We start from the raw sequence: 18183 nt of genomic DNA on the forward strand, positions 1-18183 counted from the left end.
GAAAACCCAGTACTATTTTATGACAACACCAACTTTAGTAAAGTCTTTAAAGGAAATGTTGTTGAAAGCCAATGCACATGTGACTTTCAAAGATGCGGTCAGGGATTTGCCCGCTGCGCTGAGAGGGGTAGTACCCAACCATATACCCTATAGCATCTGGCAGTTGGTAGAACATATCCGGATTGCCCAGCATGATATTCTTGATTTTTCGCGTAATCCTGATTACAAGGAGCCTGACTGGCCCAAAGATTACTGGCCGGTGGCTACCGCGCCAGACAGCGAAGCGGCCTGGAAGCATAGTATTGAGCAGGTGGATAAAGATCTGCATGCTTTTGTAGGCCTGCTGGAGACTTCAAAAGACCTGTTTGCCCCTTTTCCGCATGGCACGGGGCAGCATCTCTTCAGGGAGGCTATTTTACTGATAGATCATAACAGTTATCACGTAGGGGAAATTGTGGCCCTGCGGCGTTTTTTAGGCGCCTGGGGGTAAGTGCTCACACACATTTCCATAAACAGTCGGTATACCAGTGCCGGTGATCAAAAAAGCGGGCAACTGGTTTGAAACCTGCTTGTGCAGCCAGTTGGTCCGTTTCTTCCAGGCTGTATTTCTGGGATATCTCCATGTAAAGCGATTCATTTTCTGCAAAGGGGATGCTTACCTCTTTTCCTATATGTATTACCTGGTCTTCCAGGCTGATAAGGTAACTTTTGCAAGCGCCTGTAGCCGGATCATAAGTAGGGTAATGTTCAAATTTGTTGGTATCAAAATCTGCCTGTAGTTCGCGGTTGATGCGGTGTAACAGGTTAAAATTAAATGCACGGGTAATGCCGGCTGCATCATTGTACGCGTTCAGGATAATTTTGGGGTGTTTTTTCAGATCGAACCCCGTCAGCAGCAGATCGCCGGGTTGCAGGTAGCCTCTCAGTTGCTGGCAGAAAGTCCTGGCAGCATGCAGGCTATAGTTTCCAATGTTGGCCCCCATGAACAGCAGTACTTTTTTCCGGCTGGTATGGAGATTGGCCTGTTGGAGCATGTGAAAATATTCGCCGTTTAACCCATGCAGGCGCAGGCCGGGAATCATGGCCGGTAGGGATTTCTCTAACTGGCTGATTACATTGGCAGAGATGTCTATCGGGAAATACGTATAGTCGACGCCGTTATTAACCAACTGCTGCAGCAGGTGTACCGATTTGGTAGCATCGCCGGCGCCCAGTTCCACGAGGTCGAAAGTGCCGGCATAGTATTGCAAAGCCTGCGCAATCTGCGCCGACTGCTGGCGGAGAATTTCCATTTCGCATCCGGTAAGATAATACTCATGGCATTGCATGATTTGCTGAAAGAGGGCATCGCCGGTGGCATCGTAGAAATATTTGGGATCCAGGTATTTCTGCGGTGCGGTGAGGCCCTGTATTACATCGTGGTAAAATATGTCGGTTGCAGGCTTGCGCTTGCCGGGAGCCAGCATTGTCGGAATTACAGTCATACACACTTTTTGATGTTCGGAAGCCAGGATGCCGGGTTTGTCTCAGACAGCACCGGCAAGTGGATTTATCTCATAACGGCTGCTCAATCACCTTGCCAATCTTATTCCCGTAAATTGCCATCTCAACGGGGGATGAAAAAAATTACGATAGGTAATACGGCTGTGGTTGGGAGAAGTAACTTCGGAACTACCGCGCAGTACCATCTGGTTTACCATAAACTTCCCGTTATACTCCCCGATAGCGCCAGGCGCCTGTACAAAGCCGGGGTAAGGCAGATAGGCGCTGTTACACCATTCCCAGCGAAGGCCGAAAGAAAGATGCGGCGCCGCTGCTTCCCATTCGAACTCTGTGGGCAATCGGCAACCCTTCCACGCAGCAAATGCGGCGGCCTCGTAAAAACTGATATGCGTTACCGGCGCTTCCGGCATCAATGGTTGAAGCCCCTGCCAGTTATAATGCATCCACCGTCCTTCTATCTGGTACCAATATAGAGGGGTAGTGACCTGGTTATTTTTTACCCAATCCCAGCCTTCGGCATGCCAGTAGCGGAAATCCTGGTATCCACCGGCATCGATGAAGGCAAGATATTCTGCGTTGGTTACGAGCTGGTGACTGATGCTGTAATCGCCCAGGTACACTTTATGTCTCCCTAGTTCATTATCAAAACAAAAACCATCACCTGAAAATCCAATCTCGTAAATACCAGCCTTCATAGTTAACCATGAATCGCCGTGATTGTTCACCAGCAATATATCTTTGCGGGTACTATCGTAAGGAGGAAATAGTGGATTATGCCCCAGTATATATTTAATGTCGGTATAAAGCAGCTCCTGGTGCTGTTCTTCATGGTTGAGCCCTAAGATAAACAGCGCCTGTAGCCCCGGGGGGAGGGAGTGCTTTGCCAGGAACGCGCCCATGGCGTTATCCACATACCGGCGATACCGCATAATATCTTCTACGGCCGGGCGGCTCAGGTTTCCCCGGTTGGTGCGGATAACCCGCGCGCCTACAGATTCATAATAGCTGTTGAACACATAGTTGTACTGCGGGTCAAATACCGTATAGTCCTTGTCGTTAGGAAGCAGTATAAAGGTTTCAAAGAACCAGGTAGTATGGCCCAGATGCCATTTCGGGGGACTTACATCCACCACGGGCTGCACCACATAGTCTTCGGTTTTTAGTGGAGCACAGATACTTTCGGTTCTGCGGCGCACGGTTTCGTATTGTGCCTGTAATGATGTCATTGCCGTTTGTTTACAAAGTCTGTCAATGCTGAAATATTGTTGATATGCCATTTTTCTGCGTCTGTTTTGCGCATCATTAAGGCATATGTATTATTAAAACCTATAGGTGTCAGCCAAACGATATCAAATTCTTTTTTGAATGCCTGGCTCACGTAGTTATATACTTTTTGTTTGTCGCCAATAATGCTGTCGGTAATATGTTGTGGCGTTTCTAACAACACCAGCAGCCCGGTGCCGGTATATTCCGGGTAGAGATCTATCTGGTCATTGGTCAGTGCATCGAAAACAATTTTGGTGCCGCCTAATCCTGTTTTAGTAACGGCTGCGTAATTGGTATAACCTTCAATGAGCATTTTATAGATGCTGGCCAGGATATAGCCATCGCCAAAAATTTTAGAGCCTATGCGGATGGTACCTTCTGTGCCGCTACCTGCGGGTTGCAGGAGGTGTTGTGACCGAAGAAAATCCCGGGCTACCGTTTCCGGATTTTGTTTGAGATAATCTACCCGGTAGTTCAGTTCCGTCATGATACTATCATTAATCCTGCCGGCGAGGCGATTCAGGGCAGGTGCGAGCGCAGGGTATTTGGTGAGGGTGGCGTTACGCAGGATGGGGGCTGCATAGTAGGGTGGAAAAATATGTTTATCATCTTCCAGCACAACCAGGTCAAATGCTTTTACGCGGCCATCAGTGCTGCTGCCGCTGATTACGTCCAGTTTTTTCTCATAGGCTGCTTTATACATGATCATATCGCTGATCACCAGGGTGCGCATATGCAGGCCATAAACGGACCGGAGGCCGAGGTATCCATCTTTTCTTCCCATAAATTCCGGTGTAAATCCTGCCAGCATTTTGCCCCTGTAAGTGTCGGGCAGCAGATAGAAGGAAGATAATACCAGGAAAATTAATGGCAGCAGGTATACCATTTTCCTGGTTTTGCGGATATTGATATGTTGCAGCAGGGACAACAGCCAGTCGAACAGGATAGCCAGCAATGCCGCGGGGATAGCGCCGGCCAGCATCATATTGGTGTTGTTGAGGGCAATGCCGCCAAAGATAAATTCGCCTAATCCACCGGCGGCAATATAAGCCGCGAGGGTAGCTACGCCTACGTTGATGACGGTAGCTGTACGGACGCCTGCCAGTATAACGGGCATGGCTAAGGGAAGTTGTACTTTGTATAATAGCTGACGCCGGCTCATTCCCATACCGGTGGCGGCTTCTATTACGGTGGCATCTACTCCCTGTATACCGGTGTAGGTATTACGGATAATAGGTAGCAGGGCATAAAGGAAGAGCGCCACTATAGCGGGTTTTGGGCCAATGCCCAACAGGGGAATCATAAAGCCCAGTAATGCAATGCTGGGAATGGTTTGCATCACACCAGCAAAGCCGAGTACCAGGCCCGATAGTTTTTTTCTCCTGGAGATGAATATGCCGGCGGGTACTCCTATGGCTACGGCCAGCAGCACGGATATAAAGGTTAGCCCGGTGTGTGTGAGGGTTTGTTCCAGTAATTTGCCGGACTGTTGTTGTAAGAAGTCGAATAGTGTTTCCTTTGTTTCCATTCTTGGTATCAGTTTTTCCAGGCGGCAATGGCTTGCATTAGCCCGCTGCTATCCAATATTTTTTGTTCCTGCGCATATTGTACCAATATGGGCTGGGAGATGACGGCTTCCATGGCTTCCCAGCAGGTTTGATCGGCGCTGAGGGTTGTTGTATAGCCGGGACTGTGCTGATGTGGAAGCCAGGCCCAGAGATCCTTTATTTTTAATGCTTTTAATTCCAGCTGCAGGCGTTGGGGAGCCAGGAAGGCGGCCACAAATTCGTTTGCCGGACGCCGGAGGAGTTCTAAAGGAGTGCCCAGTTGCTGAATGGTTCCTTCGTTCATCAGGCATATGCGGCTACCCAGTTCAAATGCTTCTTCCACATCGTGGGTTACCAGGATGATGGTTCTGTTGCTGAGTTCATCGAGGGCTTTGAATTCTCTTCGTACGCTGATACGTGTGAGCGGGTCGAGGGCGCCGAAGGGTTCATCCATCAGCATTACTGGCGGATCGGCTGCCAGGGCACGGGCCAGCCCTACGCGTTGCTGTTGTCCGCCGCTGAGCTGTTGGGGCCAGGCGTTGGCATATTCGGCGGGGGAGAGACGGAGTTTATCCATTAGTGTTATTACCCGTTGCTGAATAGTGGCTTTATCCCACTGCAGTAAAGAAGGTACAATAGCTATATTTTCACTGACTGTGTAATGGGGAAACAGCCCGGTATTTTGCAGTACGTAACCGATGGTGCGACGGAGTGTTTCCGGGGCCAGTTGCCTGATTTCTTTACCGTTTACATAGATGTGTCCGCTATCTGGTTCCAGCAGGCGGTTAATCATGCGCAAGGTGGTTGTTTTCCCGCATCCGCTGGTGCCGAGTAATACGAGGGTTTCTCCATCGGCTACTTCCAATGAAAGATCGTTGACGGCATTTTTTTGCGGTCCAAAATTTTTGAAAACATGATCCAGTTTAATCATGGGCGATAAATAAGATGGGGAAAAATTTGCTCAATATGCCGCCTATTTTTCCAGGGACATAAACAGGTTGTTCAACGCCTCTGCATACAACGGGTGGGCAAATATCATGTCGCGTACCTGGGAGGCTGTAATGCCGCCCAGCATGGCCATTTGCAGGATAGACATGATTTCGCCGCCTTCCGGTCCGAGTATGGCTACGCCCAGTATTTTGTCGGTTTGCTGGTGTACCAGCGCTTTCATAAATCCTCTTGTTTGCCCGGTTTCAATGGCCCTCGCAACTTTTTCCATTGGCAGGTGCGCCACCTTCACCGGGATATTATTGTTCTTCGCTTCCGTTTCGGTCATGCCTATACGACCCAATTGCGGATCTGTAAACATGCAGTAGGGTACCTGCCTGGTTTGTATGGATAAGTTAGCGTTTTCAAACAGGTTTTTGTAAATAATCAGGTGATCATTGTAGGAGATATGGGTAAAGGCAGGTCCGCCCTTTACATCGCCCAGGGCATAGATGCCTGGTGCGCTGGTTTCCAGGCGGTTGTTTACCTGTATATACCCTTTTTCGTCCAGGAGTACCTGTGTATGCTGTAGTTGTAACCCGGCGGTATTGGGTGTACGCCCGGTGGCTACCAGTATATGGGTGCCCGTTAGTTTTTCCCGGGTGGTACCTGTCACTATATCTACGTTGATCTGCTTACCTGATCTGCTGATGCGGGTGGCCTGGGTACCGGTGTATATCTGCATATTTTCAGATTCCAGCATCTTCTTGATCACCGCCGCTACATCCGGATCTTCCTTACTGACCAGCTGCGGCGCCGACTCGATAAGGGTAACGTTGCTGCCTAAACGCTGGTAGAGTTGTCCCATTTCCAGGGCAATGTAGCTACCGCCCAGGATGATGAGGTCTTTAGGAATGATTACTTCTTCCAGCAGGGTGGTGGAGGTAAGATAAGGCACCTCTTGGAGGCCGGGGATATCGGGGATATATGGGCGTGAGCCGGTATTGACGAAGATATGTTCTGCGGTGAGGACATCAGACTCGTCCTGGTGACCGGTTACCTGGATAGTATATAGACCGCTGAATACAGCGGTGCCCAGGAACACCTCAACATGATCATCGAGGAGTCCTTTCAGGGTTCCTTCCCGGAAATCTTCCACGATATTGTTTTTCCTGGATATGATGGCAGGGAGATCGGCGGAGAGCCCATGGGAATGGATGCCCCAGAATTTGCTGTGAAACACGGTGTTCGCCACCTTTGCTGAAGCTATCATCGCTTTAGTGGGTGTACATCCGTCGTTGATGCAGGTGCCGCCCGGGTATCGCTGTTCGACAAGGGCAGTTTTCCATCCTTTCTTAGCCAGTTTTCTTGCCAGGGGGTTACCACCCTGACCGGATCCGATGATAATAGCGTCGAATTTCAGCATACAGAGAGCTTTTGAGAGCGGGGCCAAAGATTATACCAATGGAATGTAGTTAAAATTTACGAATGCTGGCGTTCCATTGGTTCGGCAATATTTGTTTATCTTTGCGGTTTCTCTGAAAAAAACAGATTTTGGTAAAGATTGATAACATAACGCTGCCGGATTTTCCGTTGCTGCTGGCGCCTATGGAGGATGTAAGTGATCCTCCGTTCAGGGCTATCTGTAAGGACGCAGGGGCCGATCTGATGTACACGGAATTTATCTCCAGTGAGGGGTTGATCCGTGATGCCATCAAGTGCAGGAAAAAGCTGGATATTTTTGAGTACGAGCGACCAGTGGGAATCCAGATATTCGGTGGTGATGAAGACAGCCTGGCCATGGCTGCCAAAATCGTAGATGTTACCAATCCCGATTTGCTGGATATTAATTTTGGCTGCCCGGTGAAGAAAGTGGCTGGCCGGGGAGCCGGAGCCGGCGTGCTAAAGGATCTCGACCTGATGGTGCGGCTCACCGAAGCCTGTGTGAAAGCTACCCGTTTGCCGGTAACCGTGAAAACAAGACTGGGCTGGGATGAAGAATCCAAGAATATAGAAGAAGTGGCAGAACGCCTCCAGGATGTAGGGATAAAAGCGCTGGCCATACACGGGCGTACCCGTTGCCAGATGTATAAAGGGCAGGCCGACTGGGACCTGATTGGTAAAGTAAAGAACAACCCGCGTATACATATTCCTATTTTTGGTAATGGAGATATCAATAGTCCCCAGAAAGCGGTGGAATATAAAAACCGCTATGGCGTGGATGGTATCATGATTGGCCGTGCCGTGATCGGGTATCCCTGGTTGTTCCGGGAAATCAAGCACTATGTAAAAACCGGCGAATTGCTGGCAGGACCTACGTTGGAAGAGCGAATTGCTGTTAGCAAGAAGCATTTGCGCCTGTCGGTAGAATGGAAAGGGCCCGTACAGGGGATTAACGAAATGCGGGGCTGTTATGCCAATTACCTGAAAGGATTACCGGATATCAAGCAGTTTCGTCCCCGTTTGGTAACCGGCAAAACGATTGAAGAAGTAGAAGCCACCCTGGACGAGGTAGCCGCTTATTACAAAGGCATTGAACTGGAAAATAGCCCTATTGAACTGATTGATTATCATCAAAAGTGTCCGTTATAACGGGGAATTTTATGCTATAATAAAACTTATTATGCGTTTGTTTTGTTATATCATAAAATTCAACAAATGTTCAAAAACTCCCTAATGACAGCTGCCTTGTTTGGCAGTTTAACAGGCCTTCTTTCCTGTAATTCATCTCCAAAAGAAAAACCTTTATCAGACTCCAATAATATTTCCGCAGCAGCTGTAGCCGGCACCGATTTTAATTATAGGGACCAGCGCCATATAGAAAAAGTGATATATGGTTTTTGTGAACATTTCGACAATGGAGATTTGAACAAATGTGTGGCCTATATGGATGATAATATCCGGGGCGATATAGATGGGGTGAAATTAAAAGGTAAGCAGAACTGGACGGCTAAAATCGATTCCCTGTTATTAAGTGTACGTAATTCGCATTACCAGCAACGGCATATGATTACCAACATGCAGTTTACGCCTGGTATGAACGATACCGTAAAAGTAAGTATGTATGCCAGCTGTTTATGGACCGATTTAACCAACGGACAAATTCAACTGATGTCGGTGGGATATTATAAAGGAAAAGTGGTGAAGAAGGGAGATGAATGGTTCATTACCGTATTGAATTCGCTGCCGGACAGCAGGCTGGTAAAGCAATTTTACCAGGATGTGAGAGCAGATGCCCCTGTTTTAAAATAAGTTGTATATACTGGTGAAAAATGAAAATGGCCCCGCGCTGTTGTAGCGCGGGGCCATTTCTTTTTATTTAGCGAGTACCTGTTGACTGATGTTTCCAGGTACGGCCTGGTATTGTTCAAACGTCAGCGAAGCGGTGGCCCTTCCGGAGGTGAGGGTGCGCAATGCGGTGATATAACCGAATAGTTCCGACAGGGGAACCATCGCCGTGATGGTTTGTACCTGTGTTTCCGTAGCTATCTGTTTGATCAGGCCACGGCGCCTGTTGAGATCGCCCGTTACGGCGCCGGTATATTCTTCCGGCAGGGTAACGCTTACTTTCATCCAGGGTTCCAGCAGGCGGGGAGCCGCCTGGGCTGCCACGTTCTTGAAACCAATGACCGCCGCATGTTCAAAGTCAAGCGCGTGCGAGTCGGTGGGGTGTATGGCCCCATCCAGCAAGCGTATGCGCATTGACTTCAGCGGGTAGCCGGCGAGGGCGCCATTGAGCATGGCTGACTCAAAGCCTTTGCTGATAGCCGGAATGAACTCTTTCGGTATGGCGCCGCCTTTTATTTCGTTGATGAATTCCAGTCCAGGTTCATCGTCGGCTCTTGGCGACAATTCAAATTCAATGTTAGCAAAATTACCGGAGCCGCCATTTTGCTTTTTATAGATTTCGCGGTGGGTAACTACCTTGGTGAATATTTCCTTGTACGCAATCTGTGGCTGGCCTTTGTTGACTTGCACCTGGTATTGGGTAGCCAGTTTTTCCAGTACTACTTCGAGGTGTAGTTCGCCCATACCTTTGAGAATCGTTTGCCCCGTTGCATTATCTACGGTTACGCTGAGGGTGGGATCTTCATCGAGCAGCCTGCTCAGCGCTTCACCCAGCTTGTCGTTATCCCTGGAGGATTTGGCCTCGATGGCGTAACCGATCATGGGTTCAGGGAAGCTGATTTTTTCCAGCAATACGCGATGATCCGGATCTGCGAGGCTGTCGCCTGTTTTCACATCTTTCAGTCCCACTACGGCGCCAATGTCGCCGGCACCTATTTCATTCACCGTTTCATATTTATCGGACATGATACGCATCAGGCGGCTGATCCGCACTTTGCGGCCGGTACGGCCATTCCAGAGGGTGTCTCCGTTGCGTAACACGCCGGCATATACACGTACTAACGTTAACTTCCCTACGAAATCATCGGTGATGATTTTGAATGCCAGTGCGGCTAAAGGTGATTGTTCGCTGGCGGTAATAGTTACCGTGTTATCCGTATCTGGATCGGTCGCTTTCACTTCGGCAATATCTGACGGTGCAGGCAGCCAGGCAGCCACGGCATCGAGCAGGGGTTGTATACCTTTATTTTTAAAGGCGGCACCTGCCAGTACCGGCACTGCTTCCAGGCGGATGGTAGCATTGCGCAACGCGCGATGTATATCTGTGGTACTGATGGTGGCCGGATCGCTGGCGTATTTATTCAGCAACGATTCATCCAACAGTGAAAGTTCTTCCAGCAGATAACGGCGTGCGGCCTGCGCGTCTTCCAGCAACGCAGCCGGGATATCGCGGGTCTCGTAAGTTTTACCATCGTCTGTAGTCCATACCAGGGCTTTCATGGCGATCAGGTCTATCACGCCGCTGAAATCATCTTCCGCGCCGATGGGTATTTGTACCGGCAGCACATTGGCGTTGAGGCGTTCCCGTATTTCCTGCACTACACGCCGGAAGTCGGCGCCTTGCCGGTCCATTTTATTGATGAACGCAATGCGGGGAATCTGGTAGTGGTTAGCCTGGTGCCATACGGTTTCGGATTGCGGCTGTACCCCGGAGCGGGCGCAGAATACGGCGATGGCGCTGTCGAGCACCCGCAGGGAACGTTCTACCTCGGCGGTAAAGTCCACGTGTCCCGGTGTATCGATAATATTGATCTGCCAGGTGTTATCATTGTATTTCCAATAAGTAGTGATGGCCGCAGATGAAATAGTGATACCTCTTTTTTCTTCCTGTGGATCCGTATCCATCACGGTATTCCCATCGTCTACATTACCCAGTTTATGTGTAAGGCCGGTGAAGTAAAGCATGCGTTCGGTGAGCGTTGTTTTACCTGCATCTACGTGCGCCATGATACCTATATTTCTGAAATCTGCTAAGCGTTTCATAAAGTCTTGTTTAAAAGAAGCATAAAAAAAGCCTCTCATCTGGTAATGAGAGGCTTTTGCAAACATGCAACAGGCAGCCCTGCATTACCGACAGGTAAGTGATAAAATTGCTTTAATAATAAATTTCCTGTTGCCGTTCATGATGAATAAATGTTAGTAGTGCTAATGATATTTTGGAGCGTGGGGGAAGCAAATAAAAGAGGCCTCTTCGGATGAAGAGGCCTCTTGAAATAAATTCAGGAGAATTATATATTAACCTCTCATATCCGGGATGGATTTGCCTCCCCGTCTTGAATTAAGACAATACGCGTACTTGCAATTACCGCTCTGATAACGGCATTTGAATAGCTGCTTGTCTGATATGTGAGTATACGTTTCATACGTTTTTAAAATGCTCCGCAAAGATAGTAATAATTCATTAAAAAAACTAATTCAGTGCGTCGTCAGTAATAGCAATACTTTTACAAAGGTACGAAATCGATGAAGAAAGACGACCGGGACGTTTGTTGAAATCTGCTAAGGCCGGCTTCTTATTTTTATACAAAAAAATCTTTAACTTTTACCAGTTATACGTCTGTGAACCGTTGTAAATTTGACGGTTGCTGAAGGGGTAATTATCGTTCCGTTTGAACAAATATGCCTTACCGGCGTTTCAAATAACTGGATAAAATAATGTTTTATGGATATTACGAATTTGAACGGGACAGTGTGGCTGTCCAATGGTGTAGAGATGCCCTACCTGGGATTGGGTGTTTTTAAGACGAAGGAAGGAAAGGAAGTGGTAGATGCTGTAACCTATGCGTTGGATGCCGGTTACCGGCATATCGATACCGCTGCTGTTTACGGTAATGAAGAAGGGGTGGGGGTAGCCATTGCACAGCATGCAGTAGACCGGAAAGATATTTTCCTGACCACGAAGGTATGGAATGCGGATCAGGGCTACGACAGTACGCTGAAAGCATTTGATGCCTCGCTGGGCCGTTTGAAGACAGACTACCTGGATCTGTACCTGGTACACTGGCCAGTGAAAGGGAAGTATAAAGAAACCTGGCGTGCGCTGGAGCAGCTGTATGCGGATGGAAGAATTAAAGCCATTGGCGTGAGCAACTTCCTGCAGCACCACCTGGAAGATCTTTTCCAAACGGCTAAAGTAACGCCTATGGTAAACCAGCTGGAGTTTCATCCTTACCTGGTACAACAACGTTTACTGGATTTCTGCCAGCAGCATCAGATCCAGTTTGAAGCCTGGAGCCCTCTTATGCAGGGGAAAGCCTTTGAAGTGCCTTTGCTGCAGGAGCTGGCGGTAAAATATAACGTGTCGGTAGCACAGTTGATCCTGCGATGGGATTTACAGAAAGGGGTGGTAACTATTCCCAAGAGCGTTCGCAGAGACCGGATTATTTCCAACGCCGATCTCTTTAATTTTTCCATCAGCGAGGAGGATGTACAAAAGATAGCTGCGTTAGACCGGGGGCAGCGGGTAGGGCCGGATCCGGATAATTTCAATTTCTAAATATAAACAGGGTGTGAGATGATCACACCCTGTTTTGTTTTATGCGATAGCCGCCAGGAGGCGGTCGATATCTTCCTGGTTATTGTAAAAATTGAGGGCGACGGTGAGTTGATTGTTTTTATACCTGGCCACTATATTTTGCTGCGCAGCCCGGGCATATTGTTCCGGGGTGATATCCAGTCGTTGGATAGCAGAGCGGTGCGCTTCCGGATAAGCAGTAAGTAGTGGAACGCCGTGTGCAGCAGCTTGTTGCGCCAGGTAGCTGATCAATGATTGTATATAGTCATCAATATCAGCGATGCCTATACGCTCCAGGTATTGCAGGGCATGTCCCAGCAGCTGGATATTAATATAGGGCAGCGTACCGGTTTCAAACACTCCCGCGTCTTTCCTGGGGGTAAAGTGGGTATAGTCTTTCACCGACTGGAAATCCGGTATTTCGTATTCCACGTTATACCAGCCCATCAGCGTAGGAGGATATTGCTCCAGTATTTTTTGTGATACATACATAGCCCCTGCGCCATAGCCGGCAGTTACCCATTTGTACCCGTGGAAAATGAGGATGTCGATGTTATATTCCTGCACATCTATCGGGTTTACACCAAACGATTGGGTAGCGTCTACAATATGGATAATATTATGTTGCCGGCATAGTTCGCCGATGGCTTTCAGGTCCTGGCGGAAGCCGGTTCTAAACATCACATGGCTGGTAATGAGGATGCGGGTAGCCGGTGTAATTTGTGCAGCGATATCTTCCAGTGAGATATGGCCGGTATCGTTGCTGCCGACGAATCGGATTGTAAAGCCGTTGTGCAGCCATCCCACGAAGCTGGTAGGAAATTCATCCCGCATGGTGATGATTTCGTAGTCTTTGGGAAACATGCCATAGAGCATGGTCATGGCATGTGCAGTATTGGTAACGAACGCGATTTCGTGCGGCTGCGCATTGACCATGCGGGCAACCAGGCTGCGTATTTCATTGCTGGTATTATCCCATGCGGGCATTACCTCCCTTCCTTTTTCCGACAATTCGGTCAGCAGGTGGTGCGCATGTTGCACAAAGGGTGTGCTTACAGGGCCTCCGCCATTGGTGAACAGGTATACGCATTTGCTGGTTACCGGGTAGTCGGCCCTTATTTTTTCCCATTTATTCATATATGCCGGTTATACTATTTTATTAATTATTACACGATAATAAACAAAATAAACAACTGACGGGGCAGAGCGTCCTGATTATGTTTTTTATATGATAACTTGCGGACAGGGCAGGGAACAATATCATTTCAAATTCACTTTTTTAGCATGTTGAGGAAACAATATCTTGTTATTTATGCGGCCGTATTTTTGTTTGTGTTGAAGGCCGGGGCACAACAACCTGCGCTATTCAAAAGGCCGGATGCTCCTGTACAGGAGCGGGTTAATGATTTGTTGCATACGCTGACCCTGGCTGAAAAGATTTCGATGCTGGGGTATAACACGCCGTCGATAGACCGGCTGCAGATCCCGGCGTACAACTGGTGGAATGAGGCCCTGCATGGTATTGCCCGTGGCGGGGAAGCCACCGTGTATCCGCAGGCTATAGGTCTTTCTGCTACATTTAATGCCCCTTTAGCTAAAGAGGTAGCCAATACAATTTCTACAGAGGCGCGTGCCAAATACAACCTGGCCGTACAGCAACACCGGCATGTACAGTATATGGGGCTGAATTTCTGGACGCCCAATATTAATATCTTCCGTGATCCCCGCTGGGGCCGCGGGCAGGAAACCTATGGAGAAGATCCTTACCTGACCGCCGCGATGGCCGGTGCTTTTGTGCAGGGCTTACAGGGAGATATCCCCGGGCAGCTGAAAACGGCTGCCTGTGCCAAGCATTTCGCAGTACACAGTGGTCCTGAGGCTGACCGCCATAGCTTTAATGCGATCATCGATGAAAAAGACCTGAGAGAAACCTATCTCTATGCTTTCAAAAAACTGGTAGATGGGAAAGTAGAATCGATCATGTGCGCCTACAACCGGGTAAACAGTCAACCTTGCTGTACCGGCAATACCCTGCTGCAGGACATTTTGCGGCATGAATGGAAATTTGGTGGCCAGTTGGTAACCGACTGCTGGGCATTGGATGATATCTGGTTAAGACATAAGGCGATACCTACCCGTGAAGAAGTAGCTGCTGCGGCTATTAAAGCCGGGGTAAACCTCGACTGCGCCAACATTTTACAGGACGATGTGATGAAGGCTATCCAAAAGGGATGGCTAACCAATGCGGATGTAGATAGTGCCCTGGCGGCCAGTTTACGTACCCGTATGAAGCTGGGATTATTTGATGCTGCGCCATCAGCCCTTTACGGCCAGTTTGGGGCAGATAGCGTTAACAACAGCTGGCATGCGCAACTGGCCCGCCAGGCGGCCAGGGAAAGCATGGTGCTGCTGAAGAATGATGGGATATTGCCATTGAAGGCCGATAAGTATACATCTATGCTGGTAGCCGGTTCCAACTCCGCTTCCCTGGAAGCATTGATGGGTAATTATCACGGCGTATCCGGCAACATGGTGACCTTTGCTGCAGGTCTTGCCAAAGCTGCTGGTCCGGGTATGGCCATGCAGTACGACCAGGGATGCGACTTTACCGATACCCTGCATTTTGGCGGTATCTGGGCTTCCCAGAACTGCGATGTAACCGTAGCGGTGATAGGATTAACGCCTTTGCTGGAAGGAGAAGAAGGAGATGCCTTCCTGTCGGCTTCCGGTGGAGATAAAAGCACGCTGAGCTTACCCCGTTCACAGGTACTGTTTATGAAGAAGCTGCGGGAGGCCCATAAAAAACCCATTATTGCCGTGATCACAGCTGGCAGCGCAGTAGACGTATCAGCGATTGCTCCTTATGCTGATGCGGTGATACTGGCCTGGTATCCCGGTGAGCAGGGTGGTAATGCACTCGCTGATATCATCTTCGGCAAATATTCACCGGCAGGTCGTTTGCCAGTAACTTTTTATCAATCTTTACAGGACCTGCCCGATTATAAGGACTATAGCATGAAGAATCGCACCTATCGTTATTTTAAAGGCAAAGCGGAATATCCTTTTGGTTATGGCTTAAGTTATACCACCTTTGACTATGCCTGGCAACAGGCGCCTGCAAAGGAATATGGCAGCAAAGATACCATTCGTGTATCCGTAGCTGTAAAAAATACCGGTACTTACGATGGAGATGAGGTAGTACAGGCATATATCAGTTACCCCGATGTAGAGCGGATGCCGGTAAAAGAACTGAAAGCGTTTAAAAGAGTGATGGTGAAACAAGGAGGACAGGAAGTAGTGCAATTGGAAATACCTGTTACCGAGTTACAGAAGTGGGACCTGCAAAAGCACGCGTGGAAGTTATATAAGGGGACGTATAAAGTGAATATAGGCAAGAGTTCTGACAATTTTGTGCTGAGTGAAAATGTCAAAATAAAGTAAGCAATAGTATATAAAAGTAAATGGGCTGGTGTAATCACACCAGCCCATTTACTTTTATGCCATGCGATCTACCACTCTCTTCAGCGTGAGTCCCTGTACAATGATAGAGAACAGCACCACGAAGTAGCTGGCGGATAAAATGAGTTCTTTATAGGGAGATTCCGGTAAAGACAGCGCCAATGCTACGGAAATGCCGCCCCGGAGTCCTGCCCATACCAGGATGGTAATTCTTTTGTAATTGAGTTTCAGCGTGCGTTTAAATATAGCGGAAGGCCCTACAATACTGGCTGCGCGGGCCATCAATATAAAGATAGCCGATACCAGGCCGGTAAACCAATAGTTTTGCAGGAAGGGCATAATCACAATCTGGAGGCCAATCATCACGAATAAAATGGTGTTCAGGAGTTCATCGATGAGATTCCATACATTATGAAAGTAGCGTTGTATATCTTCAGACTGTTTGGTACCCAGGGAAGTGTTACCCAATATCAGTCCGGCAGAAACGGCCGCCAGTGGAATAGATACGTGTAACATGGCGCCTAGCACAGAAATAACCATCACCATGGACAATGATACCATCACAATAATCTGGAAATCATCCACTCGTTTCATGGTCCGGTAAGCGACAATGGCGGAGATGACGCCGAGTAGTACGCCTCCGAATACTTCCTGGGAAAAAACGGCGGCCGCATGGCCGAAGGTAACATGCGGATCCGTGGCGCCGGCTACTTCCTTGAGAATGACGAAAAGGAGGATACCGGTACCATCGTTGAGTAGCGACTCACCACCGATAATCGTTTCCAGGGATGCGGGCACTTTTGATTTTTTCAGGATAGACAATACTGCTACCGGATCGGTAGGTGAAATCAATGCGCCAAAGAGGAGGCAGTACACGAGAGGGATATCGATATGCATTAGCGCTGTGGCCCAGTACAGCAGGAAACCGAAGATGAAGGTAGAACCCACTACGCCTATGGTACTAAGTACCAGCACCGGGTATCGTTGTTCTTTCAGTTTATTGAAATCGAAATGCAGGGCACTGGCAAAGAGGAGGAAGCCTAACATAATATCCAGCAGGGTGCCCGTAAAATCGATACCGTGGGTAACGTCTTTGATAAAGGAAAATACATCCGGGAATATTTTACCGGTCAGGGAAATGAGGACCGACAACAAGATAGCCACTACCATTACACCAATGGTGCCGGGTAGTTTGATAAACCGGTTGTTGAGATAGGAGATTAATGCACTAATGGTAACTAATGCCGTTATCAGCGTGAAAGTGTTCATAAGCAAATCGAATAATGCCAGTTAAAAAATCAGGTTCCTAATGATGCTACAGTTATTCCGGAGGGCTTTAAAGATAGAAAAAAAGCAGGCAATCATGGGCTGATTTGCATTTTCGATTTACTTTTTCCTGGAAGATGGTGCTTTATCGTTAAATTCTAATGCCATTTTAATCCAATACTGTAATTGCTTTTTGGAGTGGAGGGTGTTTTCGTCAACGAAGATGAATCCTTTCATTTCTTTGCCGCCATGTATCATCACTTCTGCGCCGCTGTTGGCTTCCAGCACTTCATCAGATTTAGCGGGATCTATTCTTACCATCATTTTATCGGGTCGTACGCCTATACACATTTTATCGTTGACCATAAAGCACAGGCCTCCAAACATTTTCTTTTCAACAATATTGGTGGTAGTGGCGGATAATATTTCGCGAACGCGGTCTGCCAGTTTTTCATTGTATGCCATGGCGTAATTTTTTTGGGAGATAATAAAGATACGATTTCCCGCTAATTGCTGTACTGCTTTCCAGGGCTTCTCTTAATGCTGCAATGGTTTCGTATACGTTATCGTGCTTATATGTATCTCCAGACATCTGGCGTTGCCTCCGTAAACTCGCTGCAGTGCCAGGTTTCCTGGGTGTTCGGAATCTGCTGCCGGTGCAGGTGGGCAAGCTCCATCAGTTCATGTTTATTGCTTACCCCGAGAATTTCTTTTTTTAAATACCGGTAACAATTCATGCCACCGAAAGTATCGTTTCCTAACGGATGATAATGGGAAAAAGCGCAATAATAACAACATTGAAAAGCAGCGTTTTGCGGCAATAGTTTTTGTAGTTGAGATAATATTCCTTCCATTGTAAATTCTCCACCACCATCCGGAAGCGTATAGGTATTTAGGCCATCGATGGTGAGGCTGCATTGGTCGTAGCGGGCTTGTATACCGCTGCGGAGCAGCAGCCTGATAGTCAACGCTGCTGTAGCTGTAGCCTGGGCTATGCGCATCTTAATGGGGATGGTTATTTGAAAGGTGCAATTGGTGACATATTGAAAAGGATCGAGCGTAATGCCTGGCGGCAGTGGTGCCGGATCGTCTTTTTCCAGGCTGTCGAAATTGCTGCCGGTAAATGTGATATCCCGGATGGGGACGCGGAGCATTGCGCCATCGCTGGTAAATTGTGTGTGTACGGTGCCGGTGCTGTCGGTATAAATAACAGGGAATGTCATTAGAAAGTGGCGTTATATGCGTCGATAAAGATAGCGATTCCGCTGCCAGTTTATTTCATCATGTTTTTTA

15 protein-coding genes are annotated in these 18183 nt (G+C 48.1%); 5 read left to right on the forward strand and 10 right to left on the reverse strand.

The window, feature by feature from the left end:
* Nucleotides 1-19: 19 nt before the first annotated feature.
* Nucleotides 20-490, forward strand: a complete 471-nt coding sequence (locus FHW36_RS13615) for a DinB family protein (RefSeq protein ID WP_145669750.1) — start codon at nucleotides 20-22, stop codon at nucleotides 488-490.
* Nucleotides 491-494: 4 nt separating this feature from the next.
* Here FHW36_RS13615 and FHW36_RS13620 read toward each other — a convergent pair whose 3' ends face one another.
* The 5 genes from FHW36_RS13620 to FHW36_RS13640 all read right to left on the reverse strand — a co-directional run bounded on the left by FHW36_RS13620 (nucleotide 495) and on the right by FHW36_RS13640 (nucleotide 6669).
* Nucleotides 495-1484: an L-histidine N(alpha)-methyltransferase gene (locus tag FHW36_RS13620; RefSeq protein ID WP_145669753.1), complete on the reverse strand. Its 990-nt coding sequence runs from the start codon at nucleotides 1482-1484 to the stop codon at nucleotides 495-497.
* Between the two features lie 87 nt (nucleotides 1485-1571).
* Nucleotides 1572-2729 carry an ergothioneine biosynthesis protein EgtB gene (gene egtB / locus FHW36_RS13625; RefSeq protein WP_145669757.1) on the reverse strand — a complete coding sequence of 386 codons (1158 nt, stop codon included), beginning with the start codon at nucleotides 2727-2729 and terminating at the stop codon, nucleotides 1572-1574.
* Nucleotides 2726-4297 carry an ABC transporter permease/substrate-binding protein gene (locus tag FHW36_RS13630; RefSeq protein WP_145669761.1) on the reverse strand — a complete coding sequence of 524 codons (1572 nt, stop codon included), beginning with the start codon at nucleotides 4295-4297 and terminating at the stop codon, nucleotides 2726-2728. Before FHW36_RS13630 ends, egtB begins: the two co-directional genes overlap by 4 nt.
* 8 nt (nucleotides 4298-4305) lie before the next feature.
* Complete coding sequence (locus tag FHW36_RS13635) at nucleotides 4306-5247, reverse strand: ABC transporter ATP-binding protein (RefSeq protein ID WP_145669764.1); 942 nt, start codon at nucleotides 5245-5247, stop codon at nucleotides 4306-4308.
* A gap of 42 nt (nucleotides 5248-5289) precedes the next feature.
* Nucleotides 5290-6669: a mercuric reductase gene (locus tag FHW36_RS13640; RefSeq protein WP_145669772.1), complete on the reverse strand. Its 1380-nt coding sequence runs from the start codon at nucleotides 6667-6669 to the stop codon at nucleotides 5290-5292.
* Nucleotides 6670-6797: 128 nt separating this feature from the next.
* Here FHW36_RS13640 and dusB point away from each other — a divergent pair, with 128 nt between their 5' ends.
* Nucleotides 6798-7835, forward strand: coding sequence for a tRNA dihydrouridine synthase DusB (gene dusB, locus FHW36_RS13645; protein ID WP_145669775.1), 1038 nt, complete (start codon nucleotides 6798-6800; stop codon nucleotides 7833-7835).
* Nucleotides 7836-7901: 66 nt separating this feature from the next.
* Entirely contained in the window at nucleotides 7902-8495 is a 594-nt protein-coding gene (locus FHW36_RS13650) for a nuclear transport factor 2 family protein (RefSeq protein ID WP_145669778.1), read from the forward strand.
* Nucleotides 8496-8558: 63 nt separating this feature from the next.
* Here FHW36_RS13650 and fusA read toward each other — a convergent pair whose 3' ends face one another.
* Complete coding sequence (fusA, locus tag FHW36_RS13655; RefSeq protein WP_145669781.1) at nucleotides 8559-10634, reverse strand: elongation factor G; 2076 nt, start codon at nucleotides 10632-10634, stop codon at nucleotides 8559-8561.
* A gap of 679 nt (nucleotides 10635-11313) precedes the next feature.
* On the opposite strand from fusA, the gene FHW36_RS13660 reads away from it, so the two are divergent.
* On the forward strand, nucleotides 11314-12147 hold the full coding sequence (locus FHW36_RS13660) for an aldo/keto reductase (RefSeq protein ID WP_145669785.1): 834 nt from the start codon (nucleotides 11314-11316) through the stop codon (nucleotides 12145-12147).
* 39 nt (nucleotides 12148-12186) lie between these two features.
* Here the strand turns inward: FHW36_RS13660 and FHW36_RS13665 are convergent, their stop codons facing one another.
* A complete protein-coding gene (locus FHW36_RS13665) occupies nucleotides 12187-13302 on the reverse strand; it encodes an aminotransferase class V-fold PLP-dependent enzyme (RefSeq protein ID WP_145669788.1) in 1116 nt (371 codons plus the stop codon).
* A gap of 147 nt (nucleotides 13303-13449) precedes the next feature.
* Here FHW36_RS13665 and FHW36_RS13670 point away from each other — a divergent pair, with 147 nt between their 5' ends.
* Nucleotides 13450-15606, forward strand: coding sequence for a glycoside hydrolase family 3 protein (locus FHW36_RS13670; RefSeq protein ID WP_145669790.1), 2157 nt, complete (start codon nucleotides 13450-13452; stop codon nucleotides 15604-15606).
* Nucleotides 15607-15660: 54 nt separating this feature from the next.
* Here the strand turns inward: FHW36_RS13670 and FHW36_RS13675 are convergent, their stop codons facing one another.
* The 3 genes from FHW36_RS13675 to FHW36_RS13685 all read right to left on the reverse strand — a co-directional run bounded on the left by FHW36_RS13675 (nucleotide 15661) and on the right by FHW36_RS13685 (nucleotide 18113).
* Entirely contained in the window at nucleotides 15661-16893 is a 1233-nt protein-coding gene (locus FHW36_RS13675; protein WP_145669792.1) for a cation:proton antiporter, read from the reverse strand.
* 117 nt (nucleotides 16894-17010) lie between these two features.
* Nucleotides 17011-17355, reverse strand: coding sequence for a TfoX/Sxy family protein (locus FHW36_RS13680; RefSeq protein WP_145669794.1), 345 nt, complete (start codon nucleotides 17353-17355; stop codon nucleotides 17011-17013).
* Between the two features lie 107 nt (nucleotides 17356-17462).
* The gene (locus tag FHW36_RS13685) at nucleotides 17463-18113 is read right to left on the reverse strand and encodes a DUF6304 family protein (protein ID WP_145669795.1); all 651 of its coding nucleotides are present in this window, start codon (nucleotides 18111-18113) and stop codon (nucleotides 17463-17465) included.
* Between the last annotated feature and the right edge of the window lie 70 nt (nucleotides 18114-18183).

Source organism: Chitinophaga polysaccharea, from assembly GCF_007829335.1.
Taxonomy (GTDB): Bacteria; Bacteroidota; Bacteroidia; order Chitinophagales; family Chitinophagaceae; genus Chitinophaga; species Chitinophaga polysaccharea_B.